The following is a 16,170-nucleotide window of genomic DNA, read 5'->3' on the forward strand; positions in this document are numbered from 1 at the left end:
ATGTGTCTTGCCGTACTGGCCTTGCATGCCCTGCCGGGCATCCCCGTCCTGATCGCCGCCAACCGCGACGAATTCCACCAGCGGTCCACGCTGCCCGCCGCGCAATGGCCCGATGCTCCCGAGGTCTACGCCGGCCGCGACGGCCTGGCCGGCGGCAGCTGGATGGGTGTCACGACTAGCGGCCGCTACGCCTTGGTGACGAATTTCCGCGAACCCGGCAAGACCCGGGATCACGCGCCGTCCCGTGGCGCGCTGGTAGAGGACTATCTGCGCGGCGGGGCATCTCCCGCCGACTACCTGGCGTGGGCGCATGACGCAGGCCAGGCCTACAACGGCTTTAACCTGATCGTGGGGGATACGCGCGAAGCCTGGTATCTGAGCAATCGGGACGGCGGTCCGCGCCGCCTGGCTTCGGGCGTCTATGCGCTGTCCAACCACTTGCTGGACACGCCCTGGCCCAAGCTGGCGCGCACCAAGGCCGCCTTTGAATCCGTACTGCGCAGCACGCCCCAGCCTGACCTGCCTGCGCTGATGGCTGCGCTGGCGGACCGTCAACCCGCCGAGGACGCCGATCTTCCCGCCACCGGCCTGCCTCTGGATCGGGAAAGGCTATTGAGCAGCCCCTTCATTGTCAGTCCGAACTATGGCACCCGCAGCTCCAGCGTGCTGACGCTGCGCGCAGATGGCGCTGGACAGCTGGATGAAAGGCGCTTCGCGCCGGACGGCACGGTCAGCGGCGAAAGCCTGCTGACATTCTCCTGGCGCGCGGCGGACGACGGCGATACGCTAGGTCGGGCGCCGGAAACAATCGGTTGACATCCGGAGCCCGCGGGCGCGAACTCCGCGCCGGCATGCGGGTCGAACCGTTCATGCGCGCCGAACAGGCGCGCTGATCGTCCTATCCAGGAGAGTCTCATGAACAAGCGTATAGAACGCTGCACCATGGCCGCCGCGATGGCATTGGGCAGCATGGCCTTTGCCGGAATCCTGTCCACCGCCCAGGCAGGCTTGCCGCCGGTGCAACAGCAAGGTTCGGTGCAGTATGTCAGTGGCGGTATCGGGCTGGACGAATCCGAGGCCATGAAGGCTGCCGCAAAAGACTACCCGCTGGCGCTGACCTTCGCCGCGCAGCGCGATGGCAAGGCCGATTACGTTGCCAACGTGGCCGTCACCATCAGCGATGCGCAGGGCAAGGCCGTCCTGCAGGCCACGGCCGAAGGCCCCTACATGCTGGTAAAACTGCCCGCCGGCAACTACAAGATCTCGGCCACCTACAACGGCCAGGCCCAGCAACGCGACGTCTCCGTGCAGAATTCAGGCACCGCGCGCGCCGTCTTCGAATGGAAGTAGCCGCCGTCAGGGCGCGCGGCTGGCCACGGGCGCCATCGCATTGAGCATGACTGCCCGCCTCTACACTCCAGAGAAGAGGATCGCGATGATGAAGCCCACGCTGATCGCCCACACCAGCGAACGCAGCGCGCCCCAGCCCGCGAGGTACATGGCCAGATAGCCCAGCCGCACGCCCAGCCAGCAAGCCATCAAGGTGGCGACATGCGCGGGCGGCGCCTGGGTATACAGCGCGAACAGCACGGCAGCGAAAAAGAACGGCAGCGCTTCGAAGGCATTGGTCTGCGCCGCGTTCGCCCGCGCCCGCCAGCCTTCCTGGCGCGCAAGCCAGGCGCGGGGATCATTGTTGTCAAACTTTTTCCCGCCCGCCTTGGCGACTATCGCCGATACGAAGGGCAGCACGGCCGCCGCCAGCATCAACCACGCAATCATTTTCATCGTCTGGCTCCTTGGTGTCTGGGTGGCGCAAGAATACCGTTGTTCGCGCCGCGGCGTCAGAGCATGCGCCAGCCGACGTTTACACTCAGCGCTTTCGCCGCGCTTGTACACCCGTGCCGCTCTTCAGCCCCTGGTCCGCCCTGTTTCTTGCCGCCGCCATGCTATGGCCGCCCGCCACGCGGCGTTGGGCGCTCGCGCCCCTGGGGGCCGCGTACGCATGGGCGTGGATGGATGGCACCATGGATTCCGTCGCGCTCACGGGGCCGGCGCTGTTGGTGCTGGCCGCCGTGCTGGTCCGGCCAGCATCGGGCGCGGCCGCGCGCGCCGCCGGCCACGGCCTCTTCCTCGCGCTTGCCGCAATGCTGTTCCTGCACCTGCTGCCAGGTTTTCACAACCCGCAGGTCATCGCGCCGGCACCGCTGAGTCCGGATGCCGTGCCGTTCGGCATGTACCTGAATCTGGACAAACCGCTGGTGGCGTTCTGGGTGGTGCTGGCGCTGGCGCCGCCGATGTCGGGGCACAGTCCACGCGCCACACTGAAGGCCGCGCTCCTGGCCTGCCTGGCGGCGATGGCCGTGTGCCTGGGCTGCGCGCTCGTCCTGGGTGTGGTGGGCTGGGCGCCCAAATGGCCGCAATCGGGCTGGATCTGGCTGCTGAACAATGCCCTGCTGGTGACGCTGGCCGAGGAAGCCTTGTTCCGCGGCTATCTGCAGCAACAGCTGACGGCCTTATGGCGCCCGCATGCCTGGGGCGCGTGGGCGGCGCTGGCGGTCGCGGCCGTACTGTTCGGCCTCGCTCACTACGCAGGCGGCTGGCAATGGATGCTGCTGGCCGGCCTGGCTGGCGCGGCCTACGGCCTGGCCTACCGATATGGCGGCCTGGCCGCTGCGGTACTCGCGCACCTGGGCCTGAACGCGGCGCATTTCGGCCTGTTTACCTATCCGATGCGCGCCACGTTCTGAAGGCCTTTCCGCCGCCTGCCATGCCGTCCCGCAGGACAGCCCGCTAAAAAGCCAGGGCCGGGTAGTCGGTATAGCCGCCCGGGCCGGGCGCATAGAACGTGGCCGGATTGGGCCGGTTCAGCGGCGCCTTCAGTTCGAAGCGGCGCGCCAGGTCCGGATTGGCGATGTACTGCACGCCGAAGGCCACGGCATCGGCGCGGCCCGCCGCGATGGCCGCTTCGGCCGAGTCGCGCGCGAAGCCTTCGTTGGCGATGTACGTGCCGCCAAATTCGGCCTTCAGCATCGGCCCCAGGCTGTCGGCGGCTTCGTACTCGCGCACACACAGGAAGGCGATGCCGCGCTTGCCCAATTCACGCGCCACATAACCGAACGTGGCGGCCGGGTCCGAATCGCCCATGCTGTGGATTTCCCCGCGCGGCGACAGGTGCACGCCCACGCGGCCCGCGCCCCACACCGACACGCAGGCATCCACCACTTCCAGCAACAGCCGCGCACGGTTTTCCAGCGAACCGCCATAGGCATCGGTGCGGCGGTTGGTGCTGTCCTGCAGGAACTGGTCCAGCAGATAGCCATTGGCCGCATGCACTTCCACGCCGTCGAAACCGGCTTCCATGGCCATCTTCGCGCCATGGCGGTAGGCCTCGACCACGCCCGCAAGCTCCGCCGTTTCCAGCGCGCGCGGCGTGACATAGGGACGTTCCGGACGCACGTGGCTGACATGGCCCTTCGCGGCGATGGCACTGGGCGCCACCGGCAGGTCGCCGTTCAGGAACATCGGATCGGAAATGCGGCCCACGTGCCAGAGCTGCGCCACGATCAGGCCGCCGGCCTGGTGCACCGAGGACGTAACCTTGCGCCAGCCCTGGACCTGCTCGGTGGTCCACAGGCCCGGGGTGTCGGCATAGCCCACGCCTTGCGGCGTGACCGCCGTGGCTTCAGTCAGGATCATGCCGGCGCCCGCGCGCTGCGTGTAGTACTCGACCATCAGGTCGTTGGGCACGCGGCCCGGGCTGGCGTGCATGCGCGTCAAAGGCGCCATGACGATACGGTTGCGCAGCGTCAGATCGCCTGCGCGCAGGGGTTCGAAAAGTTGGCTCATGCAAAGGTCCTCGGCCCCGTGCAGGGGCGCTTGGCGTAGCGGGGCTACATATCCTGATTCAACTGCCGCAGGAATGCGGCAATGACGGCTTCGTTGCGACGGTAGAAAATCCATTGCCCCACTTTCGTCGCCGAGATCAGGCCGGCACGCTGCAAAACGGCCAGGTGCGACGACACGGTGGACTGGGACAGCCCGCAGCGGCCATCGATGTGGCCCGCGCAGACGCCATGCTCGAAGGTATGGCCCGGGCTTTCCTCGAAGTACGCATGCGGTGTCTTCAGCCACGCGAGAATGTCGCGCCGCACCGGATTGGCCAACGCCTTGAGTATGGCGTCGGCGTCGATGGCCGGTACGGCGGCGGGATCAGGACTGGAAGTGGAGACCGTCATATCGAAGTATCGCAATTTATCGAATCTTATATCGGAACTATTCGATATATAGTCATACCCCTGCCGCGCCCAGGGCTATCCCCGGGGCGCGACCCGGTATCCCACTACCGCTACCCCCGCGGTTCAAGCCGGGCACTGCTCCAGCACCGACCACGAGGCGCGCGCCTCGATGGCCTCGCCCGCCGCCAGGCATAGATCCTCCCGGAATCGCCCCGCCACCAGCTGGACGCCCATGGGCACGCCGTCCGCCAGGCCGACCGGGACCGACAGGCCGGGCAAACCCAAAATCGCGGTCGAAACCAGCGGACTCTGCGCCCGAAGTATGCCGCCCATGGCGGCGTCCCCTTGCTGGTCCTGGTCGATCAGGAACGGACGTTCGAACGATACCGGCATGAGCAGGACGGGATAGCGGTCGAAGAATGCGCCCCACTCCCTCAGCACCGTCGTGCGCATGGCCATCGCCTGAACGAAGCCGTCCCTGTCCAGGATCGAGCGGTGCGTCAGCATGCTGCGATATGCGCGCTGTATTGCCGCGTCGCCGGCGCGCTCGATTTCGCGGCCCATGGAGCCGGATGCCTCGTTCATCAGCACATTGAGCCAGAGCTCGGCGGCCTCCTCGAACCTGGGCGGTGCTGCGGTCTCGACGGTGTAGCCGGCGTCTTCCAGGCTCTTGGCGGCGCGCAACAAGGCATCCAGCACGGCGGGATCGGGTTTCATACTGGAGGTGCCGCAAAACAGCGCCACCCGCTTGCTGTCGCCCGGCTGGCGCAGGTCCAGCGGCGCCGGCACCCACCACGGATCGCGGGAATCGCCTGTGGACATCGCCGCCAGCCCCAATCTCAGGTCGGCAATGGTCCGGGCCAAGGGCCCTTGCGTCGCCGCCAGTTGAGAGGCGACCGGACGTTCCGACTTCTGGCTGGCGTTGTACGCCGGCACGCGGCCTTGCGACGGCCTCAGCCCCGCCACGCCGCAAGCGTAGGCCGGATATCGGATCGATCCTCCCTGATCGCTGCCATGCGCCAAGGCGCCCATGCCCAGGGCAGCGGCCACGGCTGCGCCCCCGCTGGAACCGCCCGGTGTACGGCCGGTGTCGAAAGGGTTCAGGGTGCGGCCATGCAGGTCGTTGTCCGTGAACCAGCGCCAGGAGAATGCCGGGACGTTCGTGCGGCCGATCACGACCGCGCCCGCCTTGATCCAATTGTCGACGGCCGGGTTGTTCTCCCGGGCGATGACATCCCGGTACGCCACGACGCCGTTGGTCGTGGCCGACCCGGCGAAATCGACGTTGGCCTTGATCGTCACCGGCACGCCGTGCAGCATTCCCAGAGGCCCACCCGCGCGAATGGCGGCATCGGCGGCATCAGCAGCCTGCAGGGCCTGGTCGGCGCAAACCTCGGTAAGCGGATTGAATACGGGATTGAGGGCCTCCACCCGCCGCAGACAACTCTGCACGGCTTCCCGGCTGGAGACTTCGCGGTTGCGGATGGCGCGTGCCAGATCGACGGCGTTCCTGCGCCAGAGTTCTTGCGTCATGTTGGCTCCGTGTAAATATGAACGCGAGGGATGCAAACGCCCGTCAATCGGCCGTAGCGCCCGAACGCTGGACCATTTCGCCCCAACGCGGAATCTCGGTGGCGATCAGGCTGGCGAACTGTTCGGGAGTGGAAGGCGTGGCGTCGACAGAGAGCGTCTCGTTGAGCTTGAGTACCGCGGGATCTTGCAGGGCCTTGGCAATGGCTGCGTTGAGCTTGTCGATGATGGGCTTGGGCGTGCCGGCGGGCGCGACGATTCCGCCCCAGGAAACCACCTCGAACCCCTTCACGCCGGATTCATCGATGGTGGGCACGTTGGGCAGGACCGGCACACGCGCAAGACTGGTCGCGCCCAGCACCTTGACCTGGCCTGACCGTATGAAGGGCAGTACCCCGGCCACGTTGTCGATCATGACGTCGAGCTGCCCGCCCGCGATGTCGCCCACCGCCTGCTGGCCGCTTTTGTAGGGGACGTGCAGCATGGTGGTGCCGGTCTCGCTTTTGAGCATTTCGCCAGCCAGATGAGCGCTGGAACCCACGCCCAACGATCCCACGCTGACCTTGCCCGGGTGCTGCCTGGCGTAGCTGACAAGCTCGCGCACGTTGCTGGCCGGGAAGTCATTGCGGGCGATGAGCACCAGCGCATTGCTGATGGCAAGACTGATCGGCGCGAGGCTGCGCTGCGGGTCGTAAGACAACTTCTTGTACATGCTCTTGTTGATCGCCAGCGTCACCAGATTGCCAAAGCCGATCGTGTAGCCGTCGGGCGCCGCCGAGGCCAGCATCTGGGTGCCGACGATGCCCCCCGCGCCGCCGCGGTTGTCGACGATGACGGGCTGGCCCAGCTCGCGCCCGAGGGCATCGGCAATCGGACGCAGGACCACGTCGGGACCCGAGCCCGCCACGTACGGCACGATGAGCTTGACGGGCCGCTCGGGCCAGTCCGCGCGGGCCGCGCCGGCGCCTGCCGCGCCCAACAATGCAACACACAGTGAAACGGCCTGGCGGACACGACGGGGAAAGATCTGCATGGCTGGCTCCTGAAGTACGGGACTGCACCGGTTCTAGTCGTCGGGAAGCTTAGAGATCGCCCGCGCTGCACGTAAGGCTATTTCTTTGTTAAGGTGACAATCATTGGTTGTCACCACCGAGGGGCGCATGAAGGACCACCATCTTCGGGCCTGGCTGAAGGTTGCCGAACTCCGCAGCATCCGGGCCGCGGCGCGCAGCCTGCATCTGAGCCAGGCGGCAGTGACCAAGGCCATCAAGGAACTGGAAACCGAACTCGAAGCGCCCCTGCTCACCCGCAGTCCCAAGGGCATTGCCGTGACCGAATGCGGTGAACACCTGACGGTTCGGGCCCGGCTCGCCCAGGCTCAGCTGGCGCTGGCCCGCCAGGACATCCGACAGTTGCTCAGCGGCGCCGAGGCGCGGGTGGCGGTGGGCGTAACGCCCATGGTGATGCTGAATGTGCTGCCGGACGTGCTGAACGATTTCAGGCAGAGCATGCCCGCCGCCCGGCTCAAGGTGTCGGAAGGCTTGCTGGCCGCCGTCTTGCCCGCGCTGCGCAACGGCACACTGGATTTCGCGCTGGCCTCGGGCGTGATGGGCGGCGATGACGGGCAGGAATTCGATTTCGAGGCCTTGCGGCCGCTGGAATTCATGATTGCCTGCCGCCGCGGTCACCCGCTGGCGCAAGCGACGCGCTGGGAAGACATCGTGGGCTGCGAATGGCTGCTCAACGTGTCGGGCGGCAGCCACACGGACGCTTTTCTGCAAGGCCTGCGCGCCACCGGCCGGAAAGCGCCTGAACGCGTCATCGATTGCGATACCTTCGCCGTCATGTGGAACCTGATGGTCCGCAGCGACGCGCTGATCATCTGCCCGTCCGGCATGCTCGAGGTCCATCCTTACGGCGGCGAGGCCAGCCAGATCCTGGCGGACGTGCCCATGCCGGTTGCCAGCATAGGCATCATGACGCTACGGGGAACGCCGCTGTCGCTGGCGGCGGCAACCATGGCCGATCTTTTCCGCCGCCGCATACACCGCCAGGCCCTGCCGGGCGCTGCGGCTAGCCGCCAGTCTGGCGGCGCGGCTTGAGGCTGTCGGCCCAATCGCGCGCCAGGTCGCGCCGGGCGCGGCGGTTGACCAGTGCGGTGATCGCCATGGCGATGACCGCCCCGGCGGCGGCCAGCGCCATATCCTTCTGCGCGTCCCAGATGTCGCCCTGCGTGCCCAGATAGGCCGCGCCCAGTTCGCTGCCCACGGTCGCGGCGGCGCCCCACTCCAGCAACTCGTACAGCGCCGACGTCGACAGCGTGACGTCCATGGGCAGGAAATACGCCCAGAAGCCGCGCACCTCGACCACGCGCAGGAAGATTTCGCGGATGGGATAGGCCAGCAGCAACCCGTAGGAAAAATGCACCACGCGATCGAAGTTGTTGCGTTCCCAGCCGACCATGCTGTTCAAGCCGTGGCCCGTCAGCGCCCGCCACCAATCATCGTAGGGCACCAGCGAGTACGTGTAGTGGGCGCCGACGGCATGCAGGCACAGATAGAGGAAGATCAGCGTGTACGACGTCCGTGAAAACACGAACCAGCGGCGCGTGACGAGAAGCGCCGCGCCAAAGGCCAGCACCAGCGCGTTCTCCAGCGCCCAGTCCGCGCGGTCATGCGGCGCGATGGCCAGCGCCGTCCAGATAATGGCAAACAGGACGCCCAGGGTGTAGAGGTAGCGCCGGCGCGCATCCGCCATGGTCAGTCTCCCTGCACCCGGCCGCGCAGGCGCTTGATTTCGCCGTGCTGCACCTTGCGCTGCACGCGTCGGCGCTGGGACGCGCGCGTGGGCTTGGTGGCGCGGCGGGGCTTGTCCGTGCGCGCCGCCGCGCGCACCATGGAGATCAGGCGCTCGATGGCTTCCGCCCGGTTCTTTTCCTGGCTGCGAAACGATTGCGACTTGATGACGATGACACCGTCCTTGGAAATACGGTGGTCGCTCAAGGCGCACAGCGCGTCCTTGATTTCCTCGGGCAGGCTCGAGGCCCGCACGTCGAAGCGCAGGTGCACGGCGCTGGACACCTTATTGACGTTCTGGCCGCCCGCGCCCTGGGCGCGGATCATGGTGAACGCAAGTTCGCGCTCATCCAGGTAGAGGGAATCTTGGACGTGAAACATAGGCCGCAAGTATAGATGGCCCGCGCAAAGTAAAATAATGCGCTTTTGCTCGATTTGTCCGGCGTCCCGCCGCCGGCACCACCATGACTTACTCCGCCAAAGAAATCTTCAAGACGCTGCAGGGCGAAGGCGCCCACGCAGGCCGCGCGGCGGTCTTCTGCCGGTTTGCCGGCTGCAACCTCTGGACCGGACGCGAAAGCGACCGCGCCAGCGCCGCCTGTACCTTCTGCGACACCGACTTCGTCGGCACCGACGGCGAAGGCGGCGGCAAGTTCGCCACGCCGGACCTGCTGGCCGACGCCATCGCCGCAGCCTGGGGCCCCGGCACGGACGACCGATACGTGGTCTTCACCGGCGGCGAGCCGCTGCTGCAGCTGGACGCCCCGCTGCTCACCGCCGTCCACGCGCGCGGCTTCACCATCGCCATCGAAACCAACGGCACCATCAAGCCGCCCGCCGGCATCGACTGGATCTGCGTCAGCCCCAAGGGCACGGCTCCCGTGATCCTGGAACGCGGCGACGAGCTCAAGCTCGTCTACCCGCAAGCCAACGCCCGCCCCGAAGCCTTCGCGCACCTGGATTTCGACCATTTCTTCCTGCAACCCATGGACGGCCCCGCGCGCGCGGCCAATACCGAGCAAGCCGTCCAATACTGTATGCAGCATCCGCAGTGGCGGCTCAGCCTGCAGACCCACAAATACATAGGCATTCCATGATTTACCCTTGCCCCCTGCGGAGCGCGCCATGATTTCCGTGACCCGCAGGCTCGAGTTCGACGCCGGCCACCGCATTCCCGACCACCGCAGCCAATGCCGCAACCTGCATGGCCACCGCTATGTGCTGGAAATCACCCTGACTGGCGATGTGGTGCAGGCGCCGGGCGAGTCCGACAACGGCATGCTGATGGATTTCTCAGAAATCAAGCACATCGCCAAAACCCACATCGTGGACGTCTGGGACCATGCGTTCCTGGTCTATGAGGGCGATGCCGCCGTGCGCGGCTTCCTGGACAGCCTGCCTGGCCACAAGACCGTCGTGCTGGACCGCATTCCCACGGCCGAGAACCTCGCTGCCATCGTCTTCGAGACCTTGGCGCCGCACTATCACGGGCACTATGGCGCCGAATTGCGCCTGACCCGCGTACGCCTGTACGAAACGCCCAACTGCTGGGCCGACTGCAACGGCTGAACGCCTGGGCGCGGCCATCCGCGCCGCGCCCCCGTCGCCCGGCGCGACGTTGAGAATCCCGCTCGCCCTGCCGGCTTTCCATGAATGGAAAGCCCGCCCCTATTTTCCCGATTGAGAAAATCCATGGAGATAATCGCCATTTTCAATTATTAGTAAGCTAATAGATAGGATACAATCTATTCCATGAACACGCCCACCGACTCCCAGCTCATGGCCACTACCTCCGCACTGATGGTGCTGTCGCGCGCCTACCGCGGCGCCGCCGACAAGGCCCTGGCCGACTACGGCCTGTCCCAGGCCACCGCCTGGCCCGTCATCCTGGCCGGCCGGCTGGGAGACGGCGTGCGCCAGGGCGCGCTGGCCGAAGCGCTGGGTGTGGAAGGCCCCTCGCTGGTGCGGGTGCTGGACCAGCTGGTCGCCGCCGGCCTGATGGAACGCCGCGAAGATGCGCATGACCGCCGCGCCAAGACCCTGCACCTGACCGACTCCGGCCACGCCTTGCGCGCCAAGGTCGAAGACGTGCTGGTCGATCTGCGCCGCCGCCTGTTCCGGGACGTAAGCGAAGCGGACCTGGAAGCCTGCCTGCGGGTCTTCGACTGCCTGAAAGTGACCCTCGGCCGCAGCGGCGCGGGTACACAGCCACAGGACGAACAAGCGTGAAACTCCCCAACGTCCGCGAAACCGTCTTCTCGCTCAAGAGCTATCTGAGCGCGATCATGGCGCTTTACCTGGCCTACAGCATGGGCTTGCCGCGCCCGTTCTGGGCCATGACCACGGCTTACGTGGTGGCCCAGCCCTGGTCGGGCGCGGTGCGTTCCAAGGCGTTGTACCGCCTGGCAGGCACGTTCTTCGGGTCGGCCGCCACCGTTTACCTGGTGCCGCGGCTGTCCAACTCCCCGGTCGTAATGACCGCCGCCATGGTGCTGTGGGTGGGCGCGTGCCTCTATATGTCGGTGTTGGACCGCACTCCGCGCTCGTACCTGTTCATGCTGGCCGGCTACACCGCCGCAATGATCGGATTCCCCAGCGTGACGGCCCCTTCCCAGGTGTTCGACACCGCGCTTGCGCGCGTCGAGGAAATCACCCTGGGCATCGTCTGCGCCACCCTGATCCACAGCATCGTGCTGCCGCGCGGGCTTGCCCCGGCCCTGACCCTGATGCTGGACAAGGCCGTGCGCGACGCCCGCAACTGGATGCACGACACCCTCAGCGGCAAGACCACAGAGCAGAAAGACCGGGACCGCCGGGTGCTGGCCAACGACATCACCCAGTTGCGCCTGATGTCCACCCACGTGCCCTTCGACACCAGCAACCTGCGCTGGACCTCGGGCGCGGTGCGCGCCATGCAGGACCAGATCGCGGCGCTGACACCCACCGTGTCCGCCGTGGAAGACCGCATGCGCGCCTTGCAGGCCGACGGCCAGCCGCTGCCCGAGCCGGTTACGGCTTTGCTGGCCGATATTTCCGAATGGATCAACGCGGGCGCCCAGGCCACGCACGAGACCGCGGTACGCCTGCGCGCCGCGGCGACCCGGCTGACGCCGGCGATCGACAGCCGCTCGGCCTGGCGCGACGTGCTGCTGGCCAGCCTGATGACGCGCTTGCGCGAGCTCATCGACACGTATGACGAATGCCTGGCGCTGCGCCGCGAAATCCGCGCGGGCCTGGCGGGCGCGCCGCTGCGCTCGCCGCGTTCCAACCGTGCCCCCAACGCGGTGCTGCATCGCGATCGCGGCATGGCGCTGCTGTCGGCCCTGGCTGCCGGTGTGGCCATTTCGGTGTGTTGCGCGTTCTGGATCGGCACGGCCTGGAGCAACGGCGCCACCGCCGCGCTCATGGCCGCCATCTTCAGCTGCTTTTTTGCGTCGCAAGACAATCCCGTCCCCGGGATCATGCAGTTCCTGACCTACACGGTGTATTCGATTCCGCTGTCGGCGCTGTATCTGCTGGGCATCATGCCTGCCCTGCACTCGTTCGAGATGCTGGCCCTGGCCATGCTGCCCACGGCCTTCGTGCTGGGTATTTTCATCGCCCGGCCCGCCACGGCCGGCAAGGCCATGGCGATGTTGTTCGGCTTTCTGGGCACGATGGCGCTGCAGGACACCAACACCGCCGACATCGTGTCCTTCATCGACACACAGGTCGCGCAGTGCATGGGCGTGGCCACGGCGGCCATCATCGCCGCCATCTTCCGCACCGTCAGCGCCGATTGGAGCGCGCGCCGCATCCAGGCCGCCAACTGGAAGGAACTGGCCACGCTGGCCAGTTCGCCGCGCGCGCCGTCTCGCCATACTTACGCCGCCCGCATGCTGGACCGCATTGGCCTGCTGCAACCGCGCCTGGCCCTGGCCCAACGTCCCGACGACGTGGTCGCCGTCGACGCGCTGAAAGACCTGCGCGTGGGCCGCGACATCACCGAACTGCAGCGCGCGCGGCGCCACTTGCCCATGGCGGAGCCCGCCATCCAGCCCGTGCTGGATGGGTTGGCCAGTTTCTTCCGCGCCCGCTCGGCCTGGCAGGCCGGCGAGAAAACCCCCGAGTTCCTGGCGCAGATAGACCGCGCGCTTGCCAGCGTGGCGTCGACACCCCCGGGCGCCGCTGCCCGCGACCGGGCGGTGGTCGCCCTGGTGGGCATACGCCGCGCCTTTTTCCCCGACGCGCCCGACTACCAACCCGCCCACCCCACCCGAGAAGCATCATGATCGGCGAATTCAATCTCTACGGCGTCTACTTCCCCTGGCTGCTGGTGCTGGGCGTGGTCACCCTGGGCGTGGCCTGGGCAGTGCGCCGCGTGCTGGCCCGCGTCGGGCTGTACCGCCTGGTGTGGCACCCCGCGCTATTCGACCTGGCGCTGTTCGTGGTGCTGCTGTACGGCGTATCCCTCATTTCCCCCTATTTTCTCCAGAGATAAGCATGAAACTCCCCAATGCCCTGCGCCCCGCAGCCATCGGCAAGTTCGCGGTGACCGCCGTCGTCGTCGCCGCGGCCGCCTACGCCGGCTGGCAGCTCTGGGTGCACTATGAAGTCGAACCCTGGACCCGCGATGGCCGCGTCAAGGCCTACGTGGTGCAAGTCGCCCCGGATGTCTCCGGCCTGGTGACCAGCGTGCCGGTGCACGACAACCAGGACGTGAAGGCCGGCGACCTGCTGTTTGAAATCGACCGGGCGCGCTTCCAGCTGGCCTACGACCAGGCACAAGCCTCGGTGCGATCCGCACAAGTGGCGCGCGACCAGGCGGTGCGCGATGCCAAGCGCAACCGTTCGCTGGGCCAGCTGGTGGCCGCCGAGGCGCTGGAACAAAGCCAGACCAAGCTGCAGCAGACCGAAGCCGCGCTGGCCCAGGCCGAAGTGCAGCTCGATACCGCGCGCCTGAACCTGGAACGCAGCCGGGTGCTGGCGGTCAACGACGGCCGCGTCACCAATCTGGACCTGCGCGCCGGCTCCTACGCCACCGCCGGCCGCGGCGTCATGGCGCTGGTGGATTCCGCCTCCTTCTACGTCGAAGGCTATTTCGAGGAAACCAAGCTGCCTGGCATCCATGAGGGCGACCCCGTCACGGTGACGCTGATGGGCGACTCGCACCATATCCGCGGCCATGTGGAGAGCATTGCCATGGGCATCGCCGACCGCGACCGCAGCACCGGCGCCAACCTGCTGCCCAATGTGAATCCCACGTTCAACTGGGTCCGTCTGGCGCAACGCATTCCGGTACGCGTGAAGATCGACGAGGTGCCGCAAGGCGTGCGCCTGGTCGCCGGCCAGACCGCCACGGTGTCGGTGGATTCCGATCCGGGCCCCGCAGCCGCCAATGTGCCGGCCAACGCGCGCCAGCCATCCTGACCGAACGCCCAATTCCTCTTTCCAATCATTTACTTCTTATCGACGCACAGCCGTAATTGCCATGAACACCAGACACCTCCTGCCGCTGATGCTGGCCCTGACGCTAGCCGGATGCACCACCGTGGGCCCTGATTATCAGGTGCCCGCAGGGTCGGTGGCCGAGCGGCAGAGCGCGCAGGCGCCGTTCGCGCAAGCACGCGAGGCCGCGTTCCGGCAGGATGCGGTGCCTGGCCACTGGTGGCGCCTGTATGACGATCCCGTGCTGGATGGCCTGGTGGAAAAGGCCCTGGCCGCCAACACCGACCTGCGCGTGGCCAGCGCCAACCTGGAACGGGCCCAGGCCGCCGTGCGCGAAGCGCAGGCGCAGCAGCAGCCCTCCCTGGGCGTCAACGCCTCGCCCAGCTTCGGCCATGTGTCCGGCCTGCAGGAATTGCAGCCCGGCATCGATCCGCCCAACCGCTGGTCCTATTCCATGGGCGCCAGCGTCTCGTACCAGCTGGACCTGTTCGGCCAGATCCGCCGCGCCGTGGAAGCGGCAAGCGGCGACGAGCAGGCCGCGCAGGCCGCCTACGACGCCACCCGCGTCACGGTGGCCGCCGAGACCGCCCGGGCCTACGCCAATATGTGCGCGGCCGGCATGCAGCTGGCCTCCGCCCAGCATTCGGTGCAGGTGCAGAAGGAGTCCCTGGACGCAGTGGACCGGCTGCAACGTGCCGGCCGGGGCACCACGCTGGACGTGACCCGCGCCCGCAGCCAGCTTGAACAATTGCAGGCCAACCTGCCGCCCTTCCAGGCCCAGCAGCGCACTGCGCTGTACCGCCTGGCGGCGCTGACCGGCCAGACGCCCGGCGAAATTCCGTCCTCGCTGCTGCAATGCGCCCAGGCGCCGCGCCTGACGGAAACCATCCCGGTGGGCGACGGCGCCGAATTGCTGCGCCGCCGTCCGGACATCCGCCAGGCCGAGCGCACGCTGGCCGCGGCCACCGCCCGCATCGGCGTAGCCACGGCGGACCTGTATCCGAAGATCTCGCTGGGTTTGTCGGCCGCTTCGGGGGGGCCGGCCAATATGTTCGGCGACCGCGGCACGTTCAGCTGGAGCGTCGGGCCGCTGATTTCCTGGACGATTCCCAACACCGGCGCGGCGCAGGCCCGCATCGCCGAAGCGCAGGCCAGCACCAAGGCCGCGGCGGCGCGCTTTGACGCCACCGTGCTGAATGCCCTGCGGGAAACGGAAAGCGCCCTGGTGGTCTACGCGCGCCAACTGGACCGCGACGCCGCGTTGCGCGCCGCGCGCGACCAGAGCGCGGAGGCGGCCTCGCAAGCCAGCCGCCTGTTCAAATACGGCAAGACCGACTACCTGACCGTGCTGGATGCCGAACGCACACTGGCCAGCAATGAAAGCGCGCTGGCCGCGTCGCAGGCCGAGCTCAGCAACGACCAGATCGCGCTGTTCCTGGCGCTGGGCGGCGGCTGGGAAAAATGATCAATGCACCGAGCTGCCGTCCGGCGGCGTTTGATTGAGGCCCAGCGCGGCTTCCCAGCTGCGCAGCGGCACGCAGGTCTGCAGGCGCAGGATGGCGCGCTCGATCAGCGCCGGATGCAGCGCATGCCCCACGTGGCTGGCGATGTCGATGGTCGAATCGCCATGCAGTTCCGTCAGGCGGGCCTGCGCGGCCTGGATATGGTCCACGCTCATGATGGGGTCGGCTGCGCCATGCAGCAGGTGCAGCGTGGTGTACTGGGGCGCGGCCTTGGGCATCTGGGCATAGCGCCCCGAAAACGCGATGACGCGCCCGGCCATGCCGTCGTGCGCCTGCACCAGTTCCAGCGCCATGATGGCGCCCTGCGAAAAGCCCGCCAGCGCCGTGTCCGATTGCAGCAGGCCAAAGCGGGCCTGGGCCTCGCGCACATAGGTTTCCAGGGGAGGAAGGGCCCGCGCCACGCGCTCGGGACGGTTTTCCTCGGTTACGCCACGCACTGAGAACCACTGACGGCCGTCGCCACCGCCGTCGAAGGCTTCGAAACCCTGGGGCACGAGCACTGCCGCGCTGGGAAACGCCGCGCGCACCGCCCGCGCCAAAGGCTCCATGTCATCGGGCGTGCCGCCCACGCCATGCAGCAGGATGAACAGCTGGCGCACGTCGACGCCGGCATCGGGAAGGAATTCGATAGAAGTGGAAGACGCCATGAAACTGCTCCGT

At 67.3% G+C, this 16,170-nt stretch carries 19 protein-coding genes; 11 read left to right on the forward strand and 8 right to left on the reverse strand.

Features of this window, described 5'->3' with window-relative positions:
• Complete coding sequence (locus VCS63_RS15730) at nt 1-816, forward strand: NRDE family protein (protein ID WP_323880285.1); 816 nt, start codon at nt 1-3, stop codon at nt 814-816.
• 99 nt (nt 817-915) lie between these two features.
• Nucleotides 916-1,350, forward strand: a complete 435-nt coding sequence (locus tag VCS63_RS15735; RefSeq protein ID WP_063640099.1) for a carboxypeptidase-like regulatory domain-containing protein — start codon at nt 916-918, stop codon at nt 1,348-1,350.
• A gap of 60 nt (nt 1,351-1,410) precedes the next feature.
• Here the strand turns inward: VCS63_RS15735 and VCS63_RS15740 are convergent, their stop codons facing one another.
• The gene (locus tag VCS63_RS15740) at nt 1,411-1,785 is read right to left on the reverse strand and encodes an MAPEG family protein (RefSeq protein WP_063961487.1); all 375 of its coding nucleotides are present in this window, start codon (nt 1,783-1,785) and stop codon (nt 1,411-1,413) included.
• Nucleotides 1,786-1,943: 158 nt separating this feature from the next.
• Between VCS63_RS15740 and VCS63_RS15745 the strand changes: the two genes are divergently transcribed.
• The gene (locus VCS63_RS15745) at nt 1,944-2,747 is read left to right on the forward strand and encodes a CPBP family intramembrane glutamic endopeptidase (protein ID WP_301884697.1); all 804 of its coding nucleotides are present in this window, start codon (nt 1,944-1,946) and stop codon (nt 2,745-2,747) included.
• A 43-nt stretch (nt 2,748-2,790) separates the two neighbouring features.
• Here the strand turns inward: VCS63_RS15745 and VCS63_RS15750 are convergent, their stop codons facing one another.
• From VCS63_RS15750 to VCS63_RS15765, 4 genes are all read right to left on the reverse strand, one after another.
• A complete protein-coding gene (locus VCS63_RS15750; protein ID WP_063961486.1) occupies nt 2,791-3,846 on the reverse strand; it encodes an alkene reductase in 1,056 nt (351 codons plus the stop codon).
• 44 nt (nt 3,847-3,890) lie between these two features.
• Nucleotides 3,891-4,235: an ArsR/SmtB family transcription factor gene (locus VCS63_RS15755; protein WP_063640096.1), complete on the reverse strand. Its 345-nt coding sequence runs from the start codon at nt 4,233-4,235 to the stop codon at nt 3,891-3,893.
• 123 nt (nt 4,236-4,358) lie between these two features.
• Nucleotides 4,359-5,768: an amidase family protein gene (locus VCS63_RS15760; protein WP_323880288.1), complete on the reverse strand. Its 1,410-nt coding sequence runs from the start codon at nt 5,766-5,768 to the stop codon at nt 4,359-4,361.
• A 43-nt stretch (nt 5,769-5,811) separates the two neighbouring features.
• Nucleotides 5,812-6,798 (reverse strand): Bug family tripartite tricarboxylate transporter substrate binding protein, encoded by a 987-nt coding sequence (locus tag VCS63_RS15765; RefSeq protein ID WP_042793792.1) that lies wholly within the window; start codon nt 6,796-6,798, stop codon nt 5,812-5,814.
• 127 nt (nt 6,799-6,925) lie between these two features.
• Between VCS63_RS15765 and VCS63_RS15770 the strand changes: the two genes are divergently transcribed.
• Nucleotides 6,926-7,867, forward strand: a complete 942-nt coding sequence (locus VCS63_RS15770; RefSeq protein WP_063961501.1) for a LysR substrate-binding domain-containing protein — start codon at nt 6,926-6,928, stop codon at nt 7,865-7,867.
• Here VCS63_RS15770 and VCS63_RS15775 read toward each other — a convergent pair.
• On the reverse strand, nt 7,839-8,522 hold the full coding sequence (locus tag VCS63_RS15775) for a DUF2238 domain-containing protein (protein ID WP_076813799.1): 684 nt from the start codon (nt 8,520-8,522) through the stop codon (nt 7,839-7,841). The two genes, VCS63_RS15770 and VCS63_RS15775, sit on opposite strands and share 29 nt — an antisense overlap.
• A gap of 2 nt (nt 8,523-8,524) precedes the next feature.
• Complete coding sequence (gene arfB / locus VCS63_RS15780) at nt 8,525-8,941, reverse strand: alternative ribosome rescue aminoacyl-tRNA hydrolase ArfB (RefSeq protein ID WP_042793794.1); 417 nt, start codon at nt 8,939-8,941, stop codon at nt 8,525-8,527.
• Between the two features lie 83 nt (nt 8,942-9,024).
• On the opposite strand from arfB, the gene queE reads away from it, so the two are divergent.
• From queE to VCS63_RS15815, 7 genes are all read left to right on the forward strand, one after another.
• Complete coding sequence (queE, locus tag VCS63_RS15785; protein WP_042793795.1) at nt 9,025-9,657, forward strand: 7-carboxy-7-deazaguanine synthase; 633 nt, start codon at nt 9,025-9,027, stop codon at nt 9,655-9,657.
• Between the two features lie 28 nt (nt 9,658-9,685).
• Entirely contained in the window at nt 9,686-10,129 is a 444-nt protein-coding gene (queD, locus tag VCS63_RS15790) for a 6-carboxytetrahydropterin synthase QueD (RefSeq protein WP_164793776.1), read from the forward strand.
• Between the two features lie 183 nt (nt 10,130-10,312).
• Nucleotides 10,313-10,789, forward strand: a complete 477-nt coding sequence (locus tag VCS63_RS15795; protein ID WP_323880292.1) for a MarR family winged helix-turn-helix transcriptional regulator — start codon at nt 10,313-10,315, stop codon at nt 10,787-10,789.
• Nucleotides 10,786-12,831: an FUSC family protein gene (locus VCS63_RS15800; protein WP_063640094.1), complete on the forward strand. Its 2,046-nt coding sequence runs from the start codon at nt 10,786-10,788 to the stop codon at nt 12,829-12,831. Before VCS63_RS15795 ends, VCS63_RS15800 begins: the two co-directional genes overlap by 4 nt.
• The gene (locus tag VCS63_RS15805) at nt 12,828-13,040 is read left to right on the forward strand and encodes a DUF1656 domain-containing protein (protein WP_042793799.1); all 213 of its coding nucleotides are present in this window, start codon (nt 12,828-12,830) and stop codon (nt 13,038-13,040) included. The genes VCS63_RS15800 and VCS63_RS15805 overlap by 4 nt, the downstream gene beginning before the upstream one ends.
• A 2-nt stretch (nt 13,041-13,042) precedes the next feature.
• Nucleotides 13,043-13,969, forward strand: coding sequence for an HlyD family secretion protein (locus VCS63_RS15810; RefSeq protein ID WP_063961482.1), 927 nt, complete (start codon nt 13,043-13,045; stop codon nt 13,967-13,969).
• Between the two features lie 61 nt (nt 13,970-14,030).
• Entirely contained in the window at nt 14,031-15,452 is a 1,422-nt protein-coding gene (locus tag VCS63_RS15815) for an efflux transporter outer membrane subunit (protein ID WP_175199130.1), read from the forward strand.
• On the opposite strand, the gene ypfH is transcribed toward VCS63_RS15815, so the two are convergent.
• A complete protein-coding gene (gene ypfH, locus VCS63_RS15820) occupies nt 15,453-16,157 on the reverse strand; it encodes an esterase (protein WP_042793801.1) in 705 nt (234 codons plus the stop codon).
• Nucleotides 16,158-16,170 lie beyond the last annotated feature (13 nt).

It is taken from the genome of Achromobacter sp. D10, from assembly GCF_035282245.1.
Taxonomy (GTDB): domain Bacteria; phylum Pseudomonadota; class Gammaproteobacteria; order Burkholderiales; family Burkholderiaceae_B; genus Achromobacter; species Achromobacter insolitus.

Excerpts from the sequence above, each read along its gene's own strand:
- VCS63_RS15730 (WP_323880285.1), top strand. The coding sequence starts at position 1 with ATGTGTCTTGCCGTACTGGCCTTGCATGCCCTGCCGGGCATCCCCGTC.
- VCS63_RS15765 (WP_042793792.1), bottom strand. The coding sequence starts at position 6,798 with ATGCAGATCTTTCCCCGTCGTGTCCGCCAGGCCGTTTCACTGTGTGTT.
- queE (WP_042793795.1), top strand. The coding sequence starts at position 9,025 with ATGACTTACTCCGCCAAAGAAATCTTCAAGACGCTGCAGGGCGAAGGC.
- VCS63_RS15815 (WP_175199130.1), top strand. The coding sequence starts at position 14,031 with ATGAACACCAGACACCTCCTGCCGCTGATGCTGGCCCTGACGCTAGCC.
- arfB (WP_042793794.1), bottom strand. The coding sequence starts at position 8,941 with ATGTTTCACGTCCAAGATTCCCTCTACCTGGATGAGCGCGAACTTGCG.
- VCS63_RS15755 (WP_063640096.1), bottom strand. The coding sequence starts at position 4,235 with ATGACGGTCTCCACTTCCAGTCCTGATCCCGCCGCCGTACCGGCCATC.
- VCS63_RS15775 (WP_076813799.1), bottom strand. The coding sequence starts at position 8,522 with ATGGCGGATGCGCGCCGGCGCTACCTCTACACCCTGGGCGTCCTGTTT.
- VCS63_RS15740 (WP_063961487.1), bottom strand. The coding sequence starts at position 1,785 with ATGAAAATGATTGCGTGGTTGATGCTGGCGGCGGCCGTGCTGCCCTTC.
- VCS63_RS15745 (WP_301884697.1), top strand. The coding sequence starts at position 1,944 with ATGCTATGGCCGCCCGCCACGCGGCGTTGGGCGCTCGCGCCCCTGGGG.
- VCS63_RS15770 (WP_063961501.1), top strand. The coding sequence starts at position 6,926 with ATGAAGGACCACCATCTTCGGGCCTGGCTGAAGGTTGCCGAACTCCGC.
- VCS63_RS15810 (WP_063961482.1), top strand. The coding sequence starts at position 13,043 with ATGAAACTCCCCAATGCCCTGCGCCCCGCAGCCATCGGCAAGTTCGCG.
- queD (WP_164793776.1), top strand. The coding sequence starts at position 9,686 with ATGATTTCCGTGACCCGCAGGCTCGAGTTCGACGCCGGCCACCGCATT.
- VCS63_RS15750 (WP_063961486.1), bottom strand. The coding sequence starts at position 3,846 with ATGAGCCAACTTTTCGAACCCCTGCGCGCAGGCGATCTGACGCTGCGC.
- ypfH (WP_042793801.1), bottom strand. The coding sequence starts at position 16,157 with ATGGCGTCTTCCACTTCTATCGAATTCCTTCCCGATGCCGGCGTCGAC.
- VCS63_RS15735 (WP_063640099.1), top strand. The coding sequence starts at position 916 with ATGAACAAGCGTATAGAACGCTGCACCATGGCCGCCGCGATGGCATTG.
- VCS63_RS15760 (WP_323880288.1), bottom strand. The coding sequence starts at position 5,768 with ATGACGCAAGAACTCTGGCGCAGGAACGCCGTCGATCTGGCACGCGCC.
- VCS63_RS15805 (WP_042793799.1), top strand. The coding sequence starts at position 12,828 with ATGATCGGCGAATTCAATCTCTACGGCGTCTACTTCCCCTGGCTGCTG.
- VCS63_RS15795 (WP_323880292.1), top strand. The coding sequence starts at position 10,313 with ATGAACACGCCCACCGACTCCCAGCTCATGGCCACTACCTCCGCACTG.